This window comes from Mesotoga sp. UBA5847, assembly GCF_002432735.1.
Taxonomy (GTDB): Bacteria; Thermotogota; Thermotogae; order Petrotogales; family Kosmotogaceae; genus Mesotoga.
Genome location: NZ_DJGL01000083.1, coordinates 60,829 through 84,048, shown reverse-complemented (window position 1 = coordinate 84,048; position 23,220 = coordinate 60,829). Strand labels below are relative to the sequence as shown.

25 protein-coding genes are annotated in these 23,220 nt (G+C 45.4%); 17 read left to right on the top strand and 8 right to left on the bottom strand.

Annotated features, from left to right (window positions below; all coding sequences use genetic code 11):
- The first annotated feature begins 36 nt into the window (after positions 1–36).
- The 5 genes from B3K91_RS10715 to B3K91_RS10700 all read left to right on the top strand — a co-directional run bounded on the left by B3K91_RS10715 (position 37) and on the right by B3K91_RS10700 (position 4,343).
- Positions 37–441 (top strand): DUF4332 domain-containing protein, encoded by a 405-nt coding sequence (locus B3K91_RS10715; protein WP_099828708.1) that lies wholly within the window; start codon positions 37–39, stop codon positions 439–441.
- A 209-nt stretch (positions 442–650) separates the two neighbouring features.
- Positions 651–1,037, top strand: coding sequence for a hypothetical protein (locus tag B3K91_RS10710; RefSeq protein ID WP_214079066.1), 387 nt, complete (start codon positions 651–653; stop codon positions 1,035–1,037).
- On the top strand, positions 1,034–1,468 hold the full coding sequence (locus tag B3K91_RS10705; RefSeq protein WP_292595139.1) for a hypothetical protein: 435 nt from the start codon (positions 1,034–1,036) through the stop codon (positions 1,466–1,468). The genes B3K91_RS10710 and B3K91_RS10705 overlap by 4 nt, the downstream gene beginning before the upstream one ends.
- Complete coding sequence (locus B3K91_RS13700; protein WP_414674587.1) at positions 1,389–1,601, top strand: GNAT family N-acetyltransferase; 213 nt, start codon at positions 1,389–1,391, stop codon at positions 1,599–1,601. The genes B3K91_RS10705 and B3K91_RS13700 overlap by 80 nt, the downstream gene beginning before the upstream one ends.
- Before the next feature lie 66 nt (positions 1,602–1,667).
- Positions 1,668–4,343, top strand: a complete 2,676-nt coding sequence (locus B3K91_RS10700) for a cation-translocating P-type ATPase (protein ID WP_292595136.1) — start codon at positions 1,668–1,670, stop codon at positions 4,341–4,343.
- A 22-nt stretch (positions 4,344–4,365) separates the two neighbouring features.
- Here B3K91_RS10700 and B3K91_RS10695 read toward each other — a convergent pair whose 3' ends face one another.
- The 3 genes from B3K91_RS10695 to B3K91_RS10685 form a co-directional block, all read right to left on the bottom strand.
- The gene (locus tag B3K91_RS10695) at positions 4,366–5,190 is read right to left on the bottom strand and encodes an alpha/beta fold hydrolase (RefSeq protein ID WP_292595134.1); all 825 of its coding nucleotides are present in this window, start codon (positions 5,188–5,190) and stop codon (positions 4,366–4,368) included.
- An 88-nt stretch (positions 5,191–5,278) separates the two neighbouring features.
- Complete coding sequence (locus B3K91_RS10690) at positions 5,279–5,599, bottom strand: hypothetical protein (RefSeq protein WP_292595131.1); 321 nt, start codon at positions 5,597–5,599, stop codon at positions 5,279–5,281.
- A 69-nt stretch (positions 5,600–5,668) separates the two neighbouring features.
- Positions 5,669–5,881, bottom strand: coding sequence for a non-canonical purine NTP pyrophosphatase (locus B3K91_RS10685; RefSeq protein ID WP_292595129.1), 213 nt, complete (start codon positions 5,879–5,881; stop codon positions 5,669–5,671).
- A 342-nt stretch (positions 5,882–6,223) separates the two neighbouring features.
- On the opposite strand from B3K91_RS10685, the gene B3K91_RS10680 reads away from it, so the two are divergent.
- Positions 6,224–6,613, top strand: coding sequence for a hypothetical protein (locus tag B3K91_RS10680; RefSeq protein ID WP_292595126.1), 390 nt, complete (start codon positions 6,224–6,226; stop codon positions 6,611–6,613).
- Positions 6,614–7,404: 791 nt separating this feature from the next.
- Positions 7,405–7,953, top strand: coding sequence for a manganese efflux pump MntP family protein (locus B3K91_RS10675; protein ID WP_214079058.1), 549 nt, complete (start codon positions 7,405–7,407; stop codon positions 7,951–7,953).
- Positions 7,954–7,965: 12 nt separating this feature from the next.
- Here the strand turns inward: B3K91_RS10675 and B3K91_RS10670 are convergent, their stop codons facing one another.
- The 3 genes from B3K91_RS10670 to B3K91_RS10660 are packed head-to-tail and all read right to left on the bottom strand — an operon-like array spanning position 7,966 to position 10,823.
- A complete protein-coding gene (locus tag B3K91_RS10670) occupies positions 7,966–8,457 on the bottom strand; it encodes a flavodoxin family protein (RefSeq protein ID WP_214079057.1) in 492 nt (163 codons plus the stop codon).
- A 5-nt stretch (positions 8,458–8,462) separates the two neighbouring features.
- Positions 8,463–9,593 carry a beta-aspartyl-peptidase gene (gene iadA, locus B3K91_RS10665; protein ID WP_292589861.1) on the bottom strand — a complete coding sequence of 377 codons (1,131 nt, stop codon included), beginning with the start codon at positions 9,591–9,593 and terminating at the stop codon, positions 8,463–8,465.
- Entirely contained in the window at positions 9,594–10,823 is a 1,230-nt protein-coding gene (locus tag B3K91_RS10660; RefSeq protein WP_292595123.1) for a S41 family peptidase, read from the bottom strand.
- A gap of 347 nt (positions 10,824–11,170) precedes the next feature.
- Here B3K91_RS10660 and B3K91_RS10655 point away from each other — a divergent pair, with 347 nt between their 5' ends.
- The 4 genes from B3K91_RS10655 to B3K91_RS10640 all read left to right on the top strand — a co-directional run bounded on the left by B3K91_RS10655 (position 11,171) and on the right by B3K91_RS10640 (position 14,835).
- On the top strand, positions 11,171–11,761 hold the full coding sequence (locus tag B3K91_RS10655; protein WP_292595121.1) for a glycerol-3-phosphate acyltransferase: 591 nt from the start codon (positions 11,171–11,173) through the stop codon (positions 11,759–11,761).
- Positions 11,758–12,915, top strand: coding sequence for a glycosyltransferase (locus B3K91_RS10650; RefSeq protein WP_292595118.1), 1,158 nt, complete (start codon positions 11,758–11,760; stop codon positions 12,913–12,915). Before B3K91_RS10655 ends, B3K91_RS10650 begins: the two co-directional genes overlap by 4 nt.
- A gap of 75 nt (positions 12,916–12,990) precedes the next feature.
- On the top strand, positions 12,991–13,758 hold the full coding sequence (locus B3K91_RS10645; RefSeq protein WP_243392204.1) for a metallophosphoesterase: 768 nt from the start codon (positions 12,991–12,993) through the stop codon (positions 13,756–13,758).
- A 141-nt stretch (positions 13,759–13,899) separates the two neighbouring features.
- The gene (locus tag B3K91_RS10640; protein ID WP_292595114.1) at positions 13,900–14,835 is read left to right on the top strand and encodes an inorganic phosphate transporter; all 936 of its coding nucleotides are present in this window, start codon (positions 13,900–13,902) and stop codon (positions 14,833–14,835) included.
- Here the strand turns inward: B3K91_RS10640 and B3K91_RS10635 are convergent, their stop codons facing one another.
- Positions 14,836–15,477: a TIGR00153 family protein gene (locus B3K91_RS10635; RefSeq protein ID WP_292589867.1), complete on the bottom strand. Its 642-nt coding sequence runs from the start codon at positions 15,475–15,477 to the stop codon at positions 14,836–14,838.
- 300 nt (positions 15,478–15,777) lie between these two features.
- On the opposite strand from B3K91_RS10635, the gene B3K91_RS10630 reads away from it, so the two are divergent.
- From B3K91_RS10630 to B3K91_RS10610, 5 genes are all read left to right on the top strand, one after another.
- Positions 15,778–16,701, top strand: a complete 924-nt coding sequence (locus tag B3K91_RS10630; RefSeq protein ID WP_292595111.1) for a GNAT family N-acetyltransferase — start codon at positions 15,778–15,780, stop codon at positions 16,699–16,701.
- 167 nt (positions 16,702–16,868) lie between these two features.
- Positions 16,869–17,618 (top strand): DUF2087 domain-containing protein, encoded by a 750-nt coding sequence (locus tag B3K91_RS10625; RefSeq protein WP_292595108.1) that lies wholly within the window; start codon positions 16,869–16,871, stop codon positions 17,616–17,618.
- 156 nt (positions 17,619–17,774) lie between these two features.
- Positions 17,775–18,245: a GNAT family N-acetyltransferase gene (locus B3K91_RS10620; protein WP_214060126.1), complete on the top strand. Its 471-nt coding sequence runs from the start codon at positions 17,775–17,777 to the stop codon at positions 18,243–18,245.
- Positions 18,246–18,337: 92 nt separating this feature from the next.
- Positions 18,338–18,841: a flavodoxin family protein gene (locus tag B3K91_RS10615; RefSeq protein ID WP_214060125.1), complete on the top strand. Its 504-nt coding sequence runs from the start codon at positions 18,338–18,340 to the stop codon at positions 18,839–18,841.
- Between the two features lie 242 nt (positions 18,842–19,083).
- Positions 19,084–19,512, top strand: a complete 429-nt coding sequence (locus tag B3K91_RS10610; RefSeq protein WP_103134401.1) for a hypothetical protein — start codon at positions 19,084–19,086, stop codon at positions 19,510–19,512.
- Here B3K91_RS10610 and B3K91_RS10605 read toward each other — a convergent pair.
- Complete coding sequence (locus B3K91_RS10605) at positions 19,509–21,176, bottom strand: sensor domain-containing diguanylate cyclase (RefSeq protein WP_292595102.1); 1,668 nt, start codon at positions 21,174–21,176, stop codon at positions 19,509–19,511. The genes B3K91_RS10610 and B3K91_RS10605 overlap by 4 nt on opposite strands.
- Positions 21,177–21,304: 128 nt before the next feature.
- Here B3K91_RS10605 and B3K91_RS10600 point away from each other — a divergent pair, with 128 nt between their 5' ends.
- On the top strand, positions 21,305–23,143 hold the full coding sequence (locus B3K91_RS10600) for an LTA synthase family protein (RefSeq protein WP_292595099.1): 1,839 nt from the start codon (positions 21,305–21,307) through the stop codon (positions 23,141–23,143).
- Positions 23,144–23,220 lie beyond the last annotated feature (77 nt).

The window sequence follows — 23,220 nt, the reverse complement described above, 5'->3', positions numbered from 1 at the left end:
GAAATCAAAACCACTATATAGAAGGGAGGAAGATCAATGGCGAAACTCACAATTGTAGAAGGGATTGGACCCGTGTTTGAAAAGAAGCTCAAGGATGCGGGTGTAAACTCAATCGAAGCGCTTCTGAAGACCTGCGAAACAAAGAAGGCACGAGCCGAACTTGCTAAGAAAACCGATATTCTTGAAGAGACCATCCTTACCTGGGTGAATCACGCAGACTTGATGAGAATCAAGGGAATCGGGGGAGAATACTCTGAACTACTTGAAGCAGCTGGAGTCGACACAGTGCCAGAACTCTCTAAGAGAAACGGTGATAACCTTTATGAAAAGGTAGTGGAAGTAAATGCAGCAAAGAGACTCGTGCGCAAATTACCATCCAAGAAACAGATTCTGAATTGGATTGAGCAGGCCAAGAAGCTTCCTAGAGCGATTCAGTACTGAGCTCCTCAGATAAGCTCAACAGCTCGAGACTGATGAAAAGTGGCCGGGTAAATTCCGGCCCTTTCTTTTGGTTGTACTGTAGCGAGAGACTTGGGGACGTTGTTGGATTTGCTGCTATGGTATAATTAACGATTATTCGGTGCAGAAAGTCTCATGCTATGTTCAGGGAGGGATCTCTTTGAAGAAAGATGTCACCATGAGGAGGCTATGTGCCAGAAATTGACTACATGAGGATAAGAGACCTGATAATAGAGACTTTCCCACTCTATGGAGGACCTTTCAACTGGACCATCGACAGGTGGAATATCTGTAGATTTCACATCATACCTCTCCATAAGTACTATTCACCGAGTTATTTCGGCGTTCCGATGAGACCACATGTGGACCACAGAGACGAACCTCCTCTCTGGCAAAACGGAATTGGAATCTGGGAAACCGGCGATGGAGAAGTAGTTGCAGTAGCACATTCCGAAAACGAAGAGCCCGGAGAAGCCTGGATACAAGTCCATCCGAATTACGGGTTTCTTTGTCCTGAGATTATCGATTACATTGAAGAGGACCTTGTGCAGACTGGGCAAATGGATATGGGCTCGTGAAACTCTATGTCAAAGATCTTGAATCGGTGGTAGAGGAGAGAGTCTACATCAGACTGGAGACACCTAATCCCTATCTTGTCTATGAGATTCACGATGATGTAGAGACTCCTTCCTTCCCGGTAGGATACAAAGTACTCAGTGTTGCTGAAGAAGACGATTCGATCAAGAGATCAAGAGCAAAGGCGATGGCCTTTCATGGTTTTTGTCCACCTTCACATTGGCCTCCAGCAGACGCTTTCAGAGAGATTCAGAAAGCTCCTGATTATGGGAGAGAGCTAGACCTTTTTGTTGTAGGTCCCGATGGCGAGCATGCCTCCTTTTGTACGATTTGGCTCGATCTGGAAAACCGATATGGAAACTTTGAACCGGTCGGCACACATTGCCTACAGAAATCTCGGTTTTGCAACTCAACTACTTTTGGAAGGCATTAGAAGAATGAAATCATTTGGCATTGAAAGATCATTCATGAATTCGACTGTCGAGTTCTACAGGAAATTTGGATTCAAGGATACTTCTAGATATAGCAGTCCTTGGGTGAAGTATTTCGTTACCCAGAGCAATTGAGGTCAGTTCATTGAGGGCCTTCTCAAAACCAGGAAATTCGAATTCCTGTTGATGCAGGGGGGAACAATGCAGAAGAGTATTGAAAACACAAAGTGGTATAAGCTTTCGGTAGAGGAAACCCTCCAGAATCTGGATAGCTCGAAGGAGGGAATCTCATCAGAAGAAGTCAAAGAGAGGTTAAACAGATTCGGTCCAAATGAACTCCCAAAGAAAAAACCCGTCACTATCCTCCAGATAATTCTCTCGCAGTTCAAGGACCCTTTGATCTACATACTCCTGATTGCCGGATTCATTTCCGTGATAATTGGTGAACCCGATGATGCAATCTTTATCCTTGCCGTAGTTGTCCTGAACGCAATTATCGGAACAACTCAAGAATTCAAGGCCGAGAAGAGCGCCGAGGCTCTATTGAAAATCATGAAAGTGGAATCAAGAGTAATACGCAATGGGGAGACGAGAACGGTAAACTCAAATGAACTGGTGCCTGGAGACATTGTTCTTGCCGAGTCGGGTGATAGGTTATCCGCTGATATCAGGTTAATAGAAACCAACAATCTTTCTGTCGACGAGTCGTTTCTAACAGGCGAATCTACTACCGTTGAGAAGAACACGGATCAACTCGACGAAGATCTTGAGATAGGCGATCGAAAGAACCTGGCATTTGCCGGTTCGACAGTGATAACGGGTAGAGCAAAGGGAGTCGTAGTCGCAACAGGCAACAGCACCGAAATTGGAAAGATTGCAGAAGTCGTAACTGGATCCGAGCAAGGAAAGGCTCCTCTCGTGATTAGGATGGAGGAATTCACGCGCAAGATTGCATATATTGTGCTGATAGCAGCTGCCGGATTCGCTCTGCTCAGACTCTTGCAAGGATACCCTCTTTCCGACGTATTCTTTCTCGCCGTGGCGCTCTCTGTTTCCGCCATCCCCGAGGGGCTTCCCGTTGCTCTAACTGTTGCGCTTTCAGTCGCAACGAGCAGGATGGCAAAAAGGAACGTTATTGTCAGAAAGCTCGAAGCAGTTGAGAGTCTCGGAAGTTGCACCGTCATCGCCAGTGACAAAACCGGAACACTCACAGTTAACCAGCAGACTGCAAGAATTGTAAGACTAGCTTCTGGAAAGGACTATGAAATAAGTGGTGAAGGATATAACGACAAAGGAGAGTTTCAAGGAATCGAACATGAGATTCCCGAAGCTCTGAAAGAACTAATAAAGATTTCCGTTATAGCCAATGAAGGTGTTCTCGAAAAGGAGAACGACCAGTGGCATCAAAGTGGTGACGCAATGGACGTTGCTCTTCTCTCAATGGCCTACAAATCGGGTCTTTCACCGAAGTCGCTTCGTGAAGAGACTCGGATATTGAGAGAAGTTCCATACGAATCGGAGAAGAGATACTCTGCAGCCATTTATGAATACCAGGGAAAAAAGATATGTGCTATGAAGGGAGCGGTCGAGACGATCCTTTCGAGATGCAAAACTGTGTTGAATGATGATGGTAGCACCAATGAGCTCGACAGCAAAGAAATTGAGGCTAAAGCGCTTTCGTTGGCTGAAGGCGGCTACAGAGTGCTCGCCTTCGCTTCAGGTGAAGTAGACCGTGATGATATTGAGATTGATGAGATTAACGACCTTGTGTTCATCGGACTAGTCGGATTCATAGATCCGCTGAGGCCGGAAGTCAAAGGTGCGGTCAGAGAAAGCCAGGATGCTGGAGTCAAAGTCATTATGATAACTGGAGATCACCCGTCTACGGCCAAAGCAATTGCAGAAGAACTCGAAATCATAGGAAAGAACGACAAAGTAGTTACGGGCAAAGACCTCGAGAGCGCTGGCGACCACGAAAGCAAAGAATTTGCCAACCTATGCCTTTCTTCTAATGTCTTTGCAAGAGTGTCTCCAGTCCAGAAGCTTCATATCGTTGAAGCACTGAAGAGAGAAGGCCACTTCGTAGCAGTTACGGGTGATGGTGTGAATGACGCTCCTGCACTGCAAAGGGCAAACATTGGTGTAGCAATGGGCTCGGGTACAGATGTTGCCAAAGATACCGGTTCGATAATCATCACAGATGATAATTTTGCTTCGATAGTATCGGGAATAGAGGAGGGTAGGTTCGCGTTTGCAAACGTTCGCAAAGTGATCTACTTATTGATATCGACTGGCGCCGCTGAACTTCTGCTATTTGTTCTCGCGGTGATCTTCAATGTTCCTCTCCCTTTAGTTGCGGTTCAGATTCTCTGGCTAAACCTTGTCACGAATGGAATACAAGACGTTGCCCTTGCCTTCGAGAAAGGCGAACCCGGGGTGATGAAGAATCCCCCAAGAAGAACAGACCAGGGGATCTTCGACAGATTGATGATTGGAGAGACACTCTTGTCAGGGTTCTCAATGGGGCTTGTTGCATTTGTTGCCTGGATGGTGCTTCTGGGTTCCGGAATGGAAGAGGACTCCGCAAGAAATCTACTTCTTCTTCTGTTTGTCCTTATGCAAAATGTTCATGTTTTCAATTGCAGATCAGAAACAGAGTCGGCCTTCAGAGTACCCCTTAGGAGAAACTACATTCTGGTTTTTGGAGTTATTGCAGCACACGGCCTCCACCTGATTGCAATGAACACTTCCTTATTCCAGAACTTGCTCGGTGTTTCTCCTGTTTCGATCTCCCAGTGGCTGATTTTGCTGGCATGTGCAGCGCCTCTGTTGGTAGTGATGGAGCTTTTCAAGCTATTTCAAAGAAGAAGCTCTTAACTGATAACGGTCATAAAACTAATTAAGCTTCAAGATCTGAGTTCTTCATAATGAAGCCTAGAAGCAGGCTGTTCAGTACGTCTGGCTTTTCAAATATTGTCACGTGACCACAATCAGGAATAACAGCGAATTCCGATCTCTGGATCCTGTCCGCCATGATTTTCGAAAACTTCCTGGGCTTCAGAATATCTTCTTCGCCACAGACTAGAAGCGTTGGGCAGCTGATTCTTCCAAGCGAATCGCTCATGTACACGTCGCTCAAGAACGTATCATATAGAGTTATCTGGCCCTCGAAGTAGTCCTCTGATACCCTTTTCAATGCATTCGCTCGCTCTTCAAGCATCTTGATATTGCTCTTGATGAAGGAATTGCTGTAGATTGTCGGCACCATATTCCAGAAGAATTTCACAGGGTCACCTTTGCCAGCTGCTTCTTTCCAATTGCGGATAAAAAGCTTTAGAACCTCGTCGAGCTCACTCACCGAATCAATGATTGAAATTGACTTAACCATCTCAGGAAAATCAATGGCAAATCTTAGAGCTACTTCGCCTCCGTAAGAAGTACCGATTATGTGCACTTTGTCAATATCCAGTTCCTTCATTAGAAGCAAAGCCTCTTCAGCATGCTCACTGAACGTGTAAGGCCCAGCCGGTTTTTCCGAAAGAAGCTGGCCCTTGAAATCGTGAAGGAGAATCTTGTACCCAAATCTCTCAAAGACACCTGTTTGCAGCGACCAGCTGTTCGTCGAAGCCATGACTCCATTGAAAAAGGCGACCGTCTCGCTTCCTCCTTCATTGCCTCTAATCTCGTAGTAAAGTCGAGTTCCATTAATTGTCTTGTAAGCCATTTTGTCCTCCCTTTATTGCCTTGCTGCTTAATAGCATTTCATGAGCTGCGGGATACGATATTGCTCTTATAGAATGCACATCAACATATTAACGGATTGCTTCGCTGAAGAAATTCCTGAAGCCATTACGACAGCTATAAGCACTGGCCCTTTCTTCGTCGGTAAGGTCAACAAAGTACTTACCCGACTGAACATCAACAGAGAGCGAATTCAAAGGGAACCCTTCAACTCTTATCGAATGCGGCTTGCTCACAAGATAAAACGTCTCTTCTATCGTGTCATCCATCAGCCAGCGTTTTCGATCGTCGCTCAAGACAAGAAAGATGGCGTTTCTATAATGAGCCACTGTCCGCCCTCCGAGTCCGGCTACAAGCCTACTGTAGTAGTCGATCATTTCGTCGTCATTCATAACCTTGTCACCCAGCCTTCTGATCTTCACTCCAGGCTGAAGTTCAGAATCTAGGCCTTCGATGTAAAGTCAGGAGTCGCAAGTAAAGATGGGTTTGCCAATTAAGCGATAGTAAGCCTCCGCCTTTGTTTTGGCATTTTCGAGAGGACTAATTCCGGACTCCTCAACAGTCGGAAGATGATCGAGTGAACACAGGTCTTTTATCTGGAGATCCAGTCCATCAAGCATCGTCTTAGTGCTCGTCACTTTTGCCGGGTTTCTTTTACCATAGACAAGCTCCATCCTTGCACCCCTACGAACCACATTGTACTCCCTTCTTCAATGATAACACCCCGGTCATTTGGCGATCCATCATACAGATGAAGCTTTTCGCTCCTCAGCAATATGAGCTATCGGCCTATAAGATTGAAGTAATAGTCCTGCGATAACTCCACTGGAGCGAACGGATTACATAGGGTCCGTTCCAGTTGGATTGTCATATCGGTCGTATTGTGTTGGGACTCCAAAAGCATATAATGAAAGCGTAGGGGAGTCGACTTCTCACTGCCAGTTTCCTATCGAACCAATTACCCTTGCCACCTCAATCAAAGCCACTCCCTCGACAATGGACTGGGAGGGTTCGATATGAAGCAATTTCTTATTGTTCTGTTTTTACTCCTTGTGGCTTGCAGCGCAATTTCCATGGAGTATGAAAGAGAAGACACTATAGTAATTGACGGCAGTGGAAACGCTAGAATATCGAGAGTAGAATTTGTTCCCCCTTCTGCCCTTGCTTCACTGTACAGAATTCACTGGGAATATGTCGAAAAGCTCGGGGAAGAACAAGACTTCTTTTCACAGGCATCAACGGAACTGAAATTCCTGCTTCCGGGTGAGTTAGCCTGGAATTCTGCTCAGCGGGATCGTGAAACAGATTCACTTTTCAGAACTATGGAAGGACAGATAAATGGATTTTCAGTTCACAGTTCTGAAAATGATTTCTGGAAAACTGAGAAGGACCTGCTTAGCAGATGATGGAGGAGTATTTCTACTGGTTTTCTCACAGATGATGTTTCAAACAGTATTTCTCGAATCTCACGGGAAGCCCTCTAAAGAATTCCAGGATCTTTCAGTGACGGAGCAATTACTCACACGAAGATCACAAAAATCGTTCTACCCGAAGGCCAAAAGCCATCAACCTCTGAACAACTAGGATGATTGAACTGGCTGGTTGACTTCGGAGGCCGCTCAAAGGTGGCGGCCACACTCTCGGTGGCGAATAACACCCTGTACTTGATTGAGAGTCTCGATTCTTCCTTGTCATGACCAACCACGCTTTTCGAGCAAAGGGGCGTCTTTATCAAGATGCTCTATAACAACAGCAGGTTCAAGGCAGAGTATCGTCCTCCGGAGAAGGATTGTACGAACTTTACGTAGCATAAGCGATCAAAACGATGCAGGCTTCGGACGTGACGCGGGTGACTCTCGTCCAGAATTTCCCCGCTGCCGGCTCCACCCGGTCTGCCGCTACCCATACCGGTACGCTTATTGAGTCAGTTATAGCGGTTCACAGAATATAAGCTATCAAATTTCGCAGAAGGAGCAGAGTGGTTCTTGAGAATCGTCAGACAATCTGGTGGTGGAGAGCACACGTTCTCTGTCTCCAGAGGACCTCTGCTGAAAGACCGGTGAAGTGAATGAAACGCCGAGAGGAAAACCGGTTTCCGCATGATTGAAAGCAGTAGTGAGTATGCTTTTGCTTCTTTCTGAAGACTTCTCGTCTCTCGGTGTGTTACCATCTAGGTATCTCACACCAGGAGCTTCAGATGGAGAACCTGCTCGTCGCAACCGGTCTAGCACTGGACGCATTTGCCGTTTCAATATGTGCTGGAATCTCTCTGGAGGATGTAACCCGCAGACATGTTTTCAGGGTAGCATTTCATTTTGGACTGTTCCAGTTTGGAATGCCGATCATCGGATACTTCCTCGCAGCAAGCTTTCGAGACTATATAATGGATTTCGATCACTGGATTGCCTTCATTCTTCTTGGAAGTATCGGCGGAAAGATGCTGCTCGAATCTCTTGACAGGAAAGAAGAAGTCTCATGCAAGGATCGAACCAGAGGCCTTACGCTCATCTTACTTTCGATAGCTACCTCTATAGATGCACTGGCTGTAGGGAGTGCATACGCATTCCTTGGAAAACCAATCATCCTCACTGCTATGATGACGGGATTGATAACTGCAACGCTCTCCGCTCTAGGTGTAACGGGCGGACAGAGACTGGGTCAGAAATTCGGCAAGTTGATGGAAGCAACCGGAGGAATTGTGCTAATCTCGATTGGACTAAAGATCCTCTTCGAACATCTCTACTAGGTCTATTTAGGTCTATTGGACAAGTCTTTCGATGATTCCGGCTAATTGTTTCCCGCTTTCTATAAGATTCGATTTGACCTCCTTCAAATCCTGTTTAATCTGCAATCCTTTGAAGTTTTTCGTCCCGACTACTTTCGCGCCGGCCTTTTCGGCTTTTGCGGAGAATCTCTTTAGAGCTTTCTCATTTGTCTCACCTGCTCCTACACCTACTAGAAACACGCTCTTGCCTTTCAGATCGGCATTGTTCACGAAAGTATTCATCTGAGGCGAAGGATGCCAGGCGTAAATTGGAGTCAACAGCACCAGGAATTCGAAACTGCCGATATCTGGAAGCGGTTCCTTCAACGGACTTCCGAGGCCAAGCAGCGCATAGAGACCGGATATCGATTTCAAGGGCTTTTTGTCTTCAAGTTTGAAGAGTTCTGCACCAATAGAATCGGAAAAGCTTTCCGCAATTTCCTTTGTCGAACCAGATCTACTGTAATAAACTGCACATAGTTTCACACCGATCATCGCCTTTTTTCCAAAATTGATCTTCCACTGGAAATCACTTCGACTATCTGGAAATCCCGATCAATGAATAAGATGTTTGCAGAGCCTCCCCTCTTGAGCAGCCCAATTCCGTTTCTCTGCAGATGATAGAACGCAGCCGGGTTTGCCGTAAAAGGCTTCAGAGCTTCATGTATCGGAAGACCTCTGCCTTTGACCAATCTTGTGAAGGTTTTAAGAAGAGTATCGACCGGTGCCGGCCTTATCCCGACCAGGTTCTTTTCATCATCGAATCTGGGAAGAGAACCGAGGCCGTCAGAAGAGACACAGATCCTGTCGAATCTGATCTTCTTGCTGTAGATGTCTTTCAGAACCAGGTGTGTGCTTTGTTCATCTGCAGTGATGTCAATATATCCGCCCTTGTTGCTCACCCAGTCGATGCCCTGACTTAGGAGTTCCTCCGATCGACAGATGTGTGTAGGGATAATCTGTCGTGGATTGAGAGTACCGTCGGCAACTGCTTCATAAAGAGGTTTAAGCTTCTCCTGTCCATCTCCAAGATGCAGCACGGTCACTCCAGCCTTGCCGGAAAGCATTCCGGCCACACGCGCGTCCATAGCAAATCTCTGAAGCTCTGTGGAACTAAGGTTACTGCTTCTATGATCCGAGACGGCAACCTCGCCCACGCCGATTATCTCGGGAATGAATACAATATCCCTCATGACATCCCCCGTAAGCGTCTTCAAAGGGTATCTGTAAGAGCCTGTCAGCATGTAAGAATCTATCCCCGAGTTTCGGAAGTCCCTAACCTTTGCAAGCAAAGAAGCGTGATCTCTGGTAACACCATCGGTGCCCAACATTCCAACAACTGTCGTGGTACCGACTTCGGCGAATTGATGCGAAGAACCTTCAGGAGTTCTTGTTGAAAAGCCTCCTTCTCCGCCTCCCCCGATTAGATGCACGTGCCCGTCAACAAATCCGGGAATCGCATACGCCTCACCTAGGTCGAATACATCTCCCCTGAGCGACCGAACGGCCGATTCGTCGATCCCTTCATCGATTTCGACAATCCTCTCTCCAGAAATCAGAATGTCTTTCCTTCCGAGAGGTTCTGGAGCAAATACTTCAACGTTCTTAAACAGAGTTAACATCTATTCCTCCCCTTCCCATCCATAGGTCATAACGGCTTCAAAGGCTAGATCGCGCATTTCGTAATAGTCCTGGAAGGATCTCACCGCCAATATGTCCGGCATAAAAGCTTCCGATGTATCGGATGTAGTCTTCCAATAAGTGGTTGAACAACTTACGGAAATTCCCGAGTTAGGCAGCTGAAATTTCTCTACTTCACCATAGTGCCTCGGACTGCCACCGGTCGGTTCACCCACAAAGATCGCGTTTGTGCGTTTTCTCATGGAAATGGCATTGAGAACTGCCGAAGAGAAGGTTCCGCGATCGATTAGAACAAAGAGCTTTCCCGTTTTGTTTAACCTCCAATCAAACATCATTCTAAGAATGAAAGGAGCCAGAACGACAGAGCTGCCTCCTCCATTTCCCCTGAGATCAAGGACGAATTTGCTTACTGGGTTCGTCCAGGTGAATAGAAACATTCTACAATTAAACAGTATGAACGGGTTTCCTTTTTCCGAACCACATGAAGCATAATGAAAATGCAAGATCCTGGAATCAGGGTAGTACTGATACCAGTACTTCCTTCCTTGATAGGTTCTGTCTATCTCATCCGCTCTCTTCTGTAACCAATGAAATACTTCTCTTTGAGGCTTTACGGAGGCTTCAATTATCTTTCCTTCCTTTTCGACCTTAAGAAGAAGATTTCCATCCATGTCAACCATCCCCAGGCCCTTCATAATCTCTTCTTTATTCAAATAGTCAGAGTGAGATTGGAGAAATCCCCATTCATTGTCGAATGATACAACCTTTCTCAACCGTTCAAAGACATCTTCGACTTCCAGGCCTGCAATCTCAACTACTCTGCAGTTCAGCAGGTGCTTTTCGCTTTCAGATGTGGCGACTATATAAAGCCCGTCAGTAAACCAGTAAGTGTAAATTGGATACACGGCAAGCCTGCTATCGGGATAGATCGCAGTGTGGCCGTCTCCAATCGATGCGACGATTTCTGTAAGCCTTGTGTAGATCTCGCTGGACGACAGATTCTCCAGATCGCGTTCCAGACTTCGCAGAAGCTGTCTGAACGTACCCTCATCCGTCTTGAAATAGGGATTAGGGTGAGTGCTCGACAGTTTCTCTTCGAGAAACCCGATGTCCTGCCTCCACTCCTTTACAGATACATCCTCCAAACTATGTGCGAGAAGTGGCAGTGCTAATGAGAACAAGAGGAGAAACACGGATAGAATTCTCTTCATCTTTACCATCCTTTCCGATATTCGATGAGATTTTATCATTTACTTCAGGTCTTGCAGAAATCAAGCTATTCGCTCTCAAGAAGAAGCGCTTTGCCCGGTTTGCTATGTATAATTGACTTCTCATGGTTCAATAGAAGCAGAGAGTTGATATCGTGAATCCTGGGCTCAGTCGACATACAAGTGGCTCTCTCCTTTGTAAGTTGTTTGGAAGAAGATACCAAGTAATAAGCGAAATCGTAGCTCGGAAAGAAGTTTGGACAGTCAACAAGAGGAGAGATCCCTCCTCGTCAAGCATTCGGGGCATTTAGATGAGGAAAGTAATATGCTCTATGCCGGAGGAAGATTTGATGTTCATCCTGTGGACTCTCATTGGCTTTTTTTCAGGCTCAATAATGTTTTCTAAAATGATTTATGAGAAGACGACCGGTAAGAAGATCAGGGAGATTGGCGACGGCAACCCGGGATGTTCCAATGTGATAAGGGGAGCAGGACTAGCACTTGGGTTGTTAGCGATGGCGCTCGACTACTTCAAGGGGTATCTTCCCGTGCTGCTCGCCCTTTCGATTGGAGGAATTTCCGGCTGGGAGATAGTACCCGTCGCAGTCTCTCCGGTTCTGGGTCACGCCTTTTCACCCTTTCTGCGAATGAATGGAGGTAAGGCTGTAGCGGTCTCTTTCGGCATCTGGTCAGGTGTAACCCAATGGGTCGGACCTTCAATAATCGGAGCGTTTATGTTGTTATTCTCGTTCGTCATTAATCCCAGGACCGATGGCTGGAAGGTAATTCTTAGCATGTGCGGCCTCCTGATCTTTCTCGTCGTTCAGAAGGACGTTATTGCTATCTCAATTTGGACAATAAACACAACAATCCTTGCTTTCAAACACAGGGATCAGCTTGCTTTTCCCATAGCATTCAGGTTTCGGAGGAAGGAAAAATGACCTCTCTTCTCTCCCAGTCAGTTTCAGTTGCTCTCTTCCTAGGTATGATGTTTTTAATTTCAATCTCTAACGCGATTCTGATGAAAAAGATCAGCCGTTTCGAAAGGGTTCTGCATGGCCCTCTGGTTTCAGTACTGATTCCTGCCAGAAACGAAGAGAAAAACATCTCGAGGTGCGTTTACTCCCTTCTCCATCAAGATTACCGCAATCTCGAACTAATCGTACTCGACGATAGCTCATCCGACGCAACACTCCAAATCCTTGAATCAATGAGAAGTGAGTTTAACAACCTCAGAGTAATTAAGGGAGAAGCTTTGCCAGAAGGATGGCTTGGGAAGCACTGGGCATGCCACCAGCTTGCAAGAGAAGCGAAGGGAGAGATCCTCCTTTTCACAGATGCCGATACCGTTCACGCTTCCCCCACAATTTCACACGCTGTAAGCGTCATGATTAGAGAAAAAACAGATCTGTTGACGGCCGTGGTTAAGGAGAAGACCGACACGCTGGGTGAGTTGATAACTATACCATTTATGATTCACAGTGTCTTCTCGATCTTTCCACTCATTATCACGTATGGCAAGAGGTGCAAATCACTCGCGGCAGCCAGCGGTCAGTTCATGATGTTCAGGAGGCTATCCTATCTCTCAATCGGAGGCCATGAGGCCGTGAAGGACCACGGGGTCGATGATATCTCTCTTGGCAGGCTGATAAAGAAGGCTGGGATGAAGTGGAGACTGTACGATGCTTCAGATCTTGTAGAGTGCAAGATGTACGATGGATTCAAAGCCGCATATTTGGGCTTTCTCAAGAATTACTTCTCCCTGTTTGACTACAGAATAGTCCCCGCTGCCTTTGTTTGGGGTTGGATGCTTACTTTGGATTTCTTTCCTCTCACTGTAGCTTTACTATTCATTCTTGGAGCCGCCGTTCCAGAGTCCGCCGGGATTCTGTCTCTGATTAGTCTGACACTCTCATTCGGTATGTGGCTTCTCGCCAGCGTGAAGTTTTCACTCAGACCCCTGGTGATTATTCTGTATCCGCTGATCACACTCGTCTCATCAATTATCGGATTCCATTCGATAGTTGCTCACCTTTGTGGAGCTACGAAATGGAAAGGTAGGGTGCTTGTAAAGAAGAAATCACGGTTATTTTAGTGACTGCCTGAACCGACTGCTGAATAATCATGTAGAATCGGTTCGCATGACACAACTTTATGAGGGAATGGTTTTTTGAAGCATTGGAAGATCTGGTTAATTGTTGCCGGCATAATCGCCTACGTTTTTTTGATAGAACCAAACATTCTGACGATCGAAAGGCTTACGTTCTCGGAAGAACCTTCGGCGAAAATTGCCTTCTTTGCCGATATTCACATTTGGATGAAGAAACCCATTCACGATCATCTTCTTGAAAGGCTCGTCGACGAAGGTGTAGATCTGATTCTGTTTGGGGGCGATGTTTTGTCTCCTTATACAGATATGGAGTTTATGAAGAATTACTTTTCGCAACTAGTCAGAATAGCGCCCGTTTATGCCGTATATGGAAACTGGGAGGAATCCGAGACAGATGTCATGGGGAAGATCTACGAGGAGCTGGGGATAAACGTGATTCATACCCGCTCGACTGTGATTCAAATTGCAGGAAAAAAGCTGGGATTGACGGGCACTCCGTCCCATCATTACTTCTCGTGGACTAAGTTCCTTCCTGATGATGAGTATGATCTGAAGATACTCATGGTCCATGCACCTAATATGCTCGAAGAACATCCTGACATTCTTGAAAAATTCGATCTTGTGCTGGCAGGACACACTCACGGGGGTCAATTCTACATACCCTGGCTTACAGAAATCATCCTGAAGAGCTCTAGAGGTTTTAGTGGCGATTACTATCGCGGGCTTTACGAAACAAACGGAACAAAGATTTTCGTTACTAGAGGTATAGGCGGCTGGTTTCCCGGAAGACTGGCAAGTCCTCCCGAGATCTTATTCATCGAGTTCTGAATTCCGCCTATTCTCCAATGGATTTCCCTTCAGTTTCTGCTACCTTCGTCTCTTTCTGCCCGATCTCTCAAAGATGGCTTCGAATCTATGTAATACCGTGATATAATCTATCAACTTTTCTTTCTCCCTATGGAGGCTAACATGTTCTTTGCGATAATTCCGGCAGTTGTTTTTGGCTGGGCATTAGGGGCAAACGACGCTGCAAATGTATACGGTACGGCGGTTACTTCGGGACTTGTGAAATATCGTGTTGCGGTCGTGTTGTCGGCGATATTCATACTAATCGGTTCACTGCTTGAGGGTTCCCGAGGTCTTGAAGCGATCTCGAGTGTAAGCACCCAGACGCTTCTTACTGCTTCAATAAGTACCATAGGAGCCGCTCTTTCCATGATTGTAATGACATATTTGGGAATTCCTTCTTCTTCATCTCAGGCAATGATGGGAGCGATTCTCGGAATCGGAATTCTGAATTCCACTGTAGACTGGTCAGTACTGACAAAGGTGGTCACTTGCTGGGTAACAACACCCATAGGAGCCGCTGCAGGTGCGTTCTTCCTTTATAAGATTTCGGCGGTATTCTTTCGAAGAATAAAGACTATCCAGGCCCAGGACTTGTCTCTGAAGGTAGGAGCTTTGATCATTGGCGCGTATGGCTCTTACGCTCTGGGCGCCAACAATGTTGCAAATGTTACTGGACCGTATGCCGGAATCATACCCCTGGAAGTCGCCGCTCTCGTAGGCGGATTGAGCATCGGCCTAGGCGTGTTGACTTTCAGCAAGAGGGTCATGTACACTGTTGGAAAGCAGATTATCCAGCTAGATCACTTCTCGGCCGTAATAGCTGTTCTCGCCCAGGCAATTACGGTATGGATCTACGCTTTAATTGGAGTCCCTGTTTCAACTTCACAGGCAATCGTTGGTGCAGTAATTGGTGCTGGACTGGCAAGAGGCTCGACAAACATCAACTACAAAATCCTTCGAAACATCGTTCTTGGTTGGCTACAGACCCCTTTGATCGCTGGACTAGTTTCAGTTGGGCTGTACCTTTCGATTAACGCTATCAGAGCTCTCTTTTGATCAAACCCTTCTCTTGAGCACGATAATTTCCATTCTGTCGGAACAGTCTTCAGAGAGATTCGCAATATCACCTATTGATAGAACAAGTTCCCGGAGCTGCCTCTTCTCTGCGAGGGACAAATTCATCTCGAAGATCTTCTTGACTAGAGCTCGCTCGTGACTGTCTTCAATGTTTTCGAGTCGTTCAGTCTCCTTGATTTTCTCTTCGGCAATGCTTAGCTCTTGAAAGAGATTGATAGCCGCTTCCTTTGATGTCTCATATGTCTCAACAGCAAGCTGTAACTGTTTCAGAAGATCGGCCTTCAGTTCTGCCGGGATCACAAGACGCTGCAGCTCAATCTGGTCAACGACATTCTCTGCTTCATTGGCCACCTTATCGAAGGATTCCGCCAGACCAAGAAAATCTCCGCGGAAGTTTGGAAGAAAAGCACCCTGATACATCGCGTTTTCCATCTCGCGTCTCTTTGCATCGGCGGCCGATTCCATTTTTCGTACCTCTTCCGAATAGATCTCCACAGAAGATAGGTCATCATTCTGGATGGAAATGAATACCTTTTCAAGGTTTTCCAGAGTTCTTGAGATGAAATCCAGATGCTCATGAAAAAGCTGAATAATCGCCACTTCTTTCTTACCAAAGAACATAAGAGGTCCACCTCCGGGCATCAGAATACTAGCAAATCTACTAGAGCCTCCGTTTCCCTTCATCTCATCACACCCTGTCATCTTTATCTGCTTTGGTGTACTTGAAAGACTCTAATAGATTCTATTATTTATATATTATGCCACTTTTACCTCAGAGTTATCCGACTGGTTCTCGAGAAGATGAACTATGATGAATTAAGCTGAGCACGAATTCAAATTCCAATATACTTATAATGTAAGTGGTGATTATCAGAATCCTATGAAGCGGCGAATGCTTCTCGGTTTCACGGAGGCGATTTTGTGAGAATAGTCGGCTACTCTAAAGAATACACAGATCAAATGTTAGCCATTCAGAGCAGTTACGAGAAAGATCACCCCTATGCGGAGAGGTTCACCGCGGATGATCTCAAGAACCCCTTGTTAAATGGGAGAGGAAACATTCTTTTGGCCATAAACGAAAGAAGAGTGCTCGGTTTCTCCAGGTTTCTTTCCCGACAGAACTTCTCAAGAGTTCACTTTCATCACATATGGCTCGACATAAATGTAGCCGACTCTCCCGCTACCAACTTGATGTCACTTCTCTTCGAGGCTTCACTCCCTTTGATCTCCGAATCCACAAACTCTTTTTTCCCTGCAGCTGGAACTAGAATCTGTGTAAGGATTGCCGAAAGCGAAAAGACAAAGAGAGATTTCTTCTCGTCTTTGGGGTTCAGTCGATGGAAAGATTTCAATTACATGGAAAGAGACTTGAAGGATGAAGTCATTTCTTATCCACTTCCCGAAGGTCTATCAATGTCAAGACTTAGGCCCAGAAAGGAACCTGAGATTATCAATTATCTACGTGCAGAGCAATCGTGTTTCCCTGACTCGCCGCTCGAGTACAAGTATCTCCACTACTTCTTCAACAGACCTTACTGGAAGAAAGAGGGAGTGATCCTTGCAGCACTGGACGCCAAAAGCTCAATTGCAGGCAGTGTGATGATCTATCCTGACAGACTGAACAACGAATACTGCTTCACGGAAGAGATCTTTGTCGTTGAAAAATGGAGAGGAAAGCGTCTCGCGCGGGCACTGGTCTCTAATGCCCTTGACTATCTCCGGAAGGCCGGGAAAAGGAAGGCGTTGCTCTCTGTTACTTCTGACCGTCTCGCGGCAAAACGCATCTACGAAGATGCTGGTTTCACCACAACATATAGCAAGGAAGTGCTGTCTGTAGAGATCTGAGTACTTTCACCGAGGTAGAGTGAACGACCAGATCACAGTCAGTCATCTCCAGATGATTACCCATTACATTTGCTAATCCTTCTTTTGTCTATATATAAGTAAACATTGCTCTACATTGTTTGCAAAACCTTGTTTTTCTCTTATACTCTTATTCGGGAGGTGAGATAATGGAGTCATCGGAGCTTTTCTGGGATAGCAGCATTGAAGAACTTGAAGCCGGCTACAAACTCCTTAACGATTCATTTGTTTGTCTTGCTTGTGGGAAGACCTTCGAAAAGGGTATTGTCTTCAAAAGCAGTAACGATCTGTTGATGGATGCCGAGAAGGCAGTAAATGAACATATTTCTTCCTGCCACGGGTCGGCCTTTAATACCCTATTGGAACTCGATCGCAAGTACACAGGCCTATCTGAACAACAACAGACCTTGATGCGGCTATTCTACAAGGGCATGAGTGATAAGGAGATCGCAAGAGAACTAAGCCTTAGTCAGTCAACTGTTAGGAATTATCGCTTCAGGTTGAAGGAAAAGGCAAGGCAGGCAAAAATCTTCCTTGTACTCCATCTTATGATGGAAAGAAGCGTCGGCAAGGAAGACAGAATTGTTGACGTACATAGAAACGCCACCATGATCGATGAACGATATGCTGTGACCGAGGCCGAGCGCAATGAAAGAGTGGCGAGATTCTTCGGTGAAGACCGGAAATTGGCGAGATTTCCAAAGAGAGAAAAGGACAGAGTGATTGTCCTGAGAGAGATTGCTAAAGTCTTCAAGCCAGGTGTGAAGTATACCGAAGAACAGACAAATGAGAATCTGAGAAAGTTCCATGATGACTACGCTCTTCTTAGGAGATATCTGATTGAATACGGTTTGATCGATCGAAGGCCCGATGGGAGTTGTTATTGGTTGGTATTCTAGTCAATATGAACAACATCTTACACGTCTAGGGATAACTGCTCATCACTCCGGATAACGGAAATCCTCATAATAGGACTTTACACACGTTAACAATTGACGATGTTATAATGATTTTGGTTATACAAACGAATAGCTATTTCACACGGAGGTGGTTCTTTGAAGTTGCTAACAAAAACCGACAAAATAACGATCAAACGATTTAAGAATCTAGAGAAAGTTGAGAGTGATATAGGAATAGGCAGGATCGTCGAATTCCTTCACAAGCATTTGGAAGAGTACGGTGACGATAGACAGGCCATAAGAAGATCCATAGATTACGCCTTCTCTAACGAAGAAGGAAAAGGCGGATTTGTTTTGGCGGCCATGGAGGGCGAAAAGGTTCTCGGTGTTTCGGTTATCAACGATACAGGAATGAAGGGGTACATTCCTGAACACATATTGGTCTATATTGCTGTCGACAAAACGGCGAGAGGTACCGGCATCGGAAAGAAGCTCATCAAACAGATAAAGAGATTATGCAACGGAGATATCGCCTTGCATGTCGAGCAGAATAATCCTGCAAGATTCCTTTATGAGAAGATGGGTTTCAAAACTAAGTACGCGGAAATGAGATTCACCCAAGAGTAGTATTCGAAAGAGAAAGGAAACCACTTGGAAGAAAAGGAAATATGTGAGAGAATAATAACGAGAATAATAGTCGGATATAGGAGGTAAGATTTATGTTTAATGAAGATGATAAGAAGATTCTCGTTGTCTATTACTCTCACGATGAGAGTACTAAATCGATTGCAGAGTCTATAGCCAACGAAACGAATGCAGATTTGCTAGAGCTAAGACCTATAGAGAAGAAGGGCGGAAGAAAGGTCAGGTATATCTGGGAAGGCAAAAGCGTCAGCATGGATCCCGTGCCTGAGCTTGAACCCTATTCGATCGATCCGAATCAATATGACCTGATATTCCTTGGTTCGCCTGTCTGGGCGATGAGCTACGCACCACCGATGGAGAGCTTTTTAAAAGAAGCAAATCTCTCTGAAAAGAAGATAGCTCTTTTCTGCACTCATGAGGGCCTTATGGGGATAGTTTTTCAGGAGATGATTAGCAAACTGTCGGCCAACAAGATAATTGGAGCTGTTGATTTCTACGATCCAATCGGATCTGGCGTCAATTATGCGGCCAACGCCAGCGTCAACTGGGCTAGGCAGGTGCTGAAGTCAATCAGCTAGATTTGTGAAGAAGTTCTTGTGCAATTTAACTCTTGCCGTTTTTAAGGCTTGAGTTTTTTTGGCACCAGCCTTTTTCAGACTATGACTTTCATTAGTTCAAAGGGAAAAGGCTAATAACCATAATGATGCTCTTGCTCAACTGGTCGTGCTTGACTAACTGTTGTGAACTCTGATAAGACAGACAAATGAGGTATAATCTACGCGTAGAGATCTTTGTCAGGAGTCAGAGGAGATGATTTTTAGTGGAAGATCACAGATGGATCTATCTGATAATCCTTTTGCAGGCAGCTCTCTTAGGTACTGTGCTTTTCTTCGGCGACACTCTGTTTCACTCTTCTGTAGAAAGCTCCTTTGCTCGCGAGGCAAGCATAAGAGAAACCGGCAGTTCTCTTCTTCGTGAATACATGAAGCGATACGAAGATCGTGGGCTTCCTCCGGAGTCGAGACTGACGGGATTCTTGATTGAGAATATGAAGGTCCATGAGGAATCCAACGGTATAGCCATACTAACCGCATCGATTTCCATTAAGCCTCTCGATATCAACAGCTGCAAGTGGAATTCGTTGGGTTCTCGCGAGGGAAACTGGATAAAGGACATAAGGATTTCTGTCTACCTTGAAGAGGGTCCCGATGGCAACTTTTCGATCGTGAGAACAGTCCCTTCTATTTAGCTCTGACTCTCTCTGAAAACGTGTAAGCGGTTCTTACCCTTACTTTTGGCTTCATACAATGCGGAATCGGCGCGGTGTATCATACGGTCAATATCATCCCCATCACCCAGAAAGCTGGTAATTCCAATGCTGACGGTTATTTCTGCCCTTTCTTCAATGGTTCTCTTCTTCAAGTGGTCAAGTATTCTCTCCGCCATAGATTCCGCTCCCTCCAGAGTTACTTCCGGCAAGACAATCAAGAACTCATCGCCTCCCCATCTAATAACCTGATCGGTACTCCTGATAATCATTCTAACCGACTCTACCAACCAGGAGAGAACCGAGTCACCATAAACGTGACCGAAAGAGTCGTTTATCCCTTTGAAATCGTCAATGTCGAGCATCATTAGCGACAAGGGCACAGAGTGTCTGATTGATTTTTCAATCTCTACAGAAGTGAACTTCTCCAGACCATTCCTGCTGAGTGCTCCCGTTAGAGGATCATTGTAAGTGAGTCTTGTGATTTCTCCTCTGTTCCTTATTCCATTGATGGCTTCGGCCCCATGAGCGGCCAAAATCTCTGCAAGCTCTACGTCTTCACTATCAAAAGCGTCAAGCTCGGTAGAAATCGTCTGAAACACACCGAAGTTGCCTATTGGAATGCTCAAAGCAGAGCGATAATCACTGCTTTTAGGTTTTGCCTCGATGCTTATTGAGATATCCGGGAAGACAAGTGTCTTGCCTTCCCTCAGAGTTCTTCCGGCAATTCCCTCGTGCTTGTTGTAGCAATCATCCCCTTTATCGGGAACGGAATTTGTAACTCTCTTTACTACCAGAAAATCCCCCTCCACAATATCGAGACTATATACATCGAACTCCAGTATCTTCTGCGAAGCTTCCACGATGAGGTCATACACCCTTTCCTCACTATCGGCTTTTGAAAGCTTCAGAGCTATTTCGTGAAGCTTCTTGATCTTGTTCCTGCTTTTCTTAAGCTTAAGCTTAGCTCTTTCGCTATCTGTTATGTCGACCGAGTACTTTGCCCGGCCCGTATGCGAACCATCCCACTGAAAGTCGACAATGAGGCTCCTGAAATATCTCTTGGTCTCTTCCGATCCAACTGACTCAATGAAGGGCTTCCCTTCAGACGAAACCGATAAGGCGGAAATGTCAAAACCTGCTTCCTTCGCTCTCTTGTTGAAAAATACAGAGTCAAAGTTGCTGTCGTAAAAGCAAAGAGCAACGGGAGAATTCTCCAAGATTCTGACCAGGTTAGCGAATAGGCGTTCCCGGTTCTTGTTTCTTGCCAAGTAGTGCTCGAGCTCCTCGAACACTACCGAAACGAGACTTTCATCGCTCCTTTCCGCATGACCCAGATAATACCTGCCCTCGTCAAGAACCTCTGAGCGAAACGCGAAGTCAACTTCCCTCCTAGAATGTGCGCTGAGGATGATAGAGGAAAGATCCTCCACACCAAGAACTGAGGATAATCTGTCAAAATCTTCTCCTGCCCGCAAAATCTCAGTAAAAAGCGGACTAGATTCATCTAGACCACAGATTTTCTCAAGAATTGTCCTGCCATCATATAACCCGAAGACAAGTTCGAGTTCTCTATTCTCTTTCACTGAAGAATAGGGGCTTTCCGAGTCAAATCCATCTGCGAAGAAATGTAATTCGTCACACATCCATAATCATCCTCCTGCTTTTTGGATCATGCAACTCTGTGCCATCAACCAACTACGCATTGAACGTTTCGGCCTAAATTAGTATAATTCTACTGCCCGCAAAAATCTGAGTTTAGGATGCGATTCGCATGAAAAGGATTCATCAATGGACAACCAAAACAATTACCGTTATGATCGTCCTGATCCTAATAAAATCGTTGATATTTTACGGTTATACTGCAGAGCTTGCAAGAGCATCGATATTGCTTGGAACACTAGCATGGATGTCGTTCTTGATGCTGCTTTTCTGGATTGTTTTCAGGGGAAAGTTCTTCCTGCTCTACTGCATAATCTCGTGTATACTATTCGTAGATTTCATATACTTCCAGTATTTCGGATTTCTACCTTCAGTTAAGGAGCTCATTCATGTAGGCCAAGTTGGAGCCGTAAGAGAAAGCATTATGTATGTCCTTAATCCTATTAGCTTTATCTTCATTTTCGACTTGATTCCAACAGGACTGTATCTAAGGAAGAAGACTTTGAGAGCCTCGGAAGGAACAGTAAGAAAACCGGGGTATCCAGATACTCTTGTGACGATAATTCTGCTCATTAGTCTGCTCATCCCTTTCTCGTCAGAGGCTTTGCAGCCTTATTTTGTCTTCAACAGATATGGGGTGTTTGCCTATCACGTGTTCGACCTGGTAAGAGCGATTCCAGGAGTTGATAGAGGAATAGAAGTTGATGAAAGGGTCTCTTACGAAGGCTATATCAACAAGATGGCCGATAAGGGAAAATACTTCTCCGTTGCAAAGGATAGGAACGTCATCATGATCCAACTAGAGTCATTTCAGGACTTCTTGGTAGGTTTTGAGTACAATGAACAGGAAGTAACTCCTAATATAAATAAGATTGTCTCACGAGATTCGATTTACTTCGAGGAGATCTATCAGCAAATAGGTGCTGGCAATACATCTGACTGCGAGTTTGTTGTGCTCAACTCAATGCACGCTCTTGGGGAGGTTTCCGTTTATCAGACAAGAGAAAGCAACAGCTTCTATGCTTTGCCTTCACTAATGAAATCAAATGGATATCATACAGTTGCATTTCATGGAAACAACGGATGGTTCTGGAACAGAGAGAATATCTACCCTTCATTAGGGTTTTCGGATTTCGTAAGCCTTGAAGACATGGAAAGCGACGAGATCATCGGATTTGGGCTTAGTGATTCCTCTCTTTTCAGACAAACTCTGGAGCATCTAGGGCTTCTTGAGGAACCGTTCTTTGCCTTCATAGTAACGCTTACAAGCCATAATCCATACGATATGCCAGAAGAACTGAGGGGACTGAATTTGCTGCCCGAACATGAAGACACGCTTTTTGGTAACTATATTCAGTCCGTTCATTACGCGGATGAAGCGCTCGGTCATTTCGTTGAGGGGCTGAAAGAATCAGGTCTCTACGAGGATTCCGTGATCGTCCTTTACGGTGATCATGCGGGTCTATACCCGTTCAACAAGGAAAACAAGGACATACTTACCGAACTCTTGAAAACAGAATACGATTTCACACAGGCTATGAACATACCTCTGATCTTTCACATACCCGGTTCCGAAATCCAGGTAACTAGCTCAACAGTAGGAGGACAGATTGATCTGTTCCCGACACTTCTCAATCTTATGGGAATAGTGGAACGAAATGGGATTCTGTTTGGAAGGGATCTACTAAACATCTCGTTTGGGTTCGCCGCTCTCACCCATTACGTCCCCGAGGGATCATTCATAGACGATAATAGGGTCTTCATAATGTCAAGCGATGGAATACTTAAGAACAGCAAAGCAATTGACAGGAAGAGCGGTATAGAGATAGTTCCTTTCAGTTGCCTGGACGGATATAAAGATTCCATACAGCAGATAGCTGCGTCGAAGTATCTCATACTCAACGACTCGATATCGAATCTGACTGGCGCAAAAAGCGCCAAAGAAGACTAGACCCTGAAAGCGGAAGAACCAAGAGAGGTCTCGCTTTGTCGCTTTGCAATAAGCACTGTTTTGCTCTGCTGCAGAAG

Coding starts and splice junctions, on each gene's coding strand:
- B3K91_RS10715 (WP_099828708.1), top strand. CDS start 37: ATGGCGAAACTCACAATTGTAGAAGGGATTGGACCCGTGTTTGAAAAG.
- B3K91_RS13700 (WP_414674587.1), top strand. CDS start 1,389: ATGGAAACTTTGAACCGGTCGGCACACATTGCCTACAGAAATCTCGGT.
- B3K91_RS10700 (WP_292595136.1), top strand. CDS start 1,668: ATGCAGAAGAGTATTGAAAACACAAAGTGGTATAAGCTTTCGGTAGAG.
- B3K91_RS10695 (WP_292595134.1), bottom strand. CDS start 5,190: ATGGCTTACAAGACAATTAATGGAACTCGACTTTACTACGAGATTAGA.
- B3K91_RS10690 (WP_292595131.1), bottom strand. CDS start 5,599: ATGAATGACGACGAAATGATCGACTACTACAGTAGGCTTGTAGCCGGA.
- B3K91_RS10685 (WP_292595129.1), bottom strand. CDS start 5,881: ATGGAGCTTGTCTATGGTAAAAGAAACCCGGCAAAAGTGACGAGCACT.
- B3K91_RS10680 (WP_292595126.1), top strand. CDS start 6,224: ATGAAGCAATTTCTTATTGTTCTGTTTTTACTCCTTGTGGCTTGCAGC.
- B3K91_RS10675 (WP_214079058.1), top strand. CDS start 7,405: ATGGAGAACCTGCTCGTCGCAACCGGTCTAGCACTGGACGCATTTGCC.
- iadA (WP_292589861.1), bottom strand. CDS start 9,593: ATGTTAACTCTGTTTAAGAACGTTGAAGTATTTGCTCCAGAACCTCTC.
- B3K91_RS10660 (WP_292595123.1), bottom strand. CDS start 10,823: ATGAAGAGAATTCTATCCGTGTTTCTCCTCTTGTTCTCATTAGCACTG.
- B3K91_RS10655 (WP_292595121.1), top strand. CDS start 11,171: ATGTTCATCCTGTGGACTCTCATTGGCTTTTTTTCAGGCTCAATAATG.
- B3K91_RS10650 (WP_292595118.1), top strand. CDS start 11,758: ATGACCTCTCTTCTCTCCCAGTCAGTTTCAGTTGCTCTCTTCCTAGGT.
- B3K91_RS10640 (WP_292595114.1), top strand. CDS start 13,900: ATGTTCTTTGCGATAATTCCGGCAGTTGTTTTTGGCTGGGCATTAGGG.
- B3K91_RS10635 (WP_292589867.1), bottom strand. CDS start 15,477: ATGTTCTTTGGTAAGAAAGAAGTGGCGATTATTCAGCTTTTTCATGAG.
- B3K91_RS10625 (WP_292595108.1), top strand. CDS start 16,869: ATGGAGTCATCGGAGCTTTTCTGGGATAGCAGCATTGAAGAACTTGAA.
- B3K91_RS10615 (WP_214060125.1), top strand. CDS start 18,338: ATGTTTAATGAAGATGATAAGAAGATTCTCGTTGTCTATTACTCTCAC.
- B3K91_RS10605 (WP_292595102.1), bottom strand. CDS start 21,176: ATGTGTGACGAATTACATTTCTTCGCAGATGGATTTGACTCGGAAAGC.
- B3K91_RS10600 (WP_292595099.1), top strand. CDS start 21,305: ATGAAAAGGATTCATCAATGGACAACCAAAACAATTACCGTTATGATC.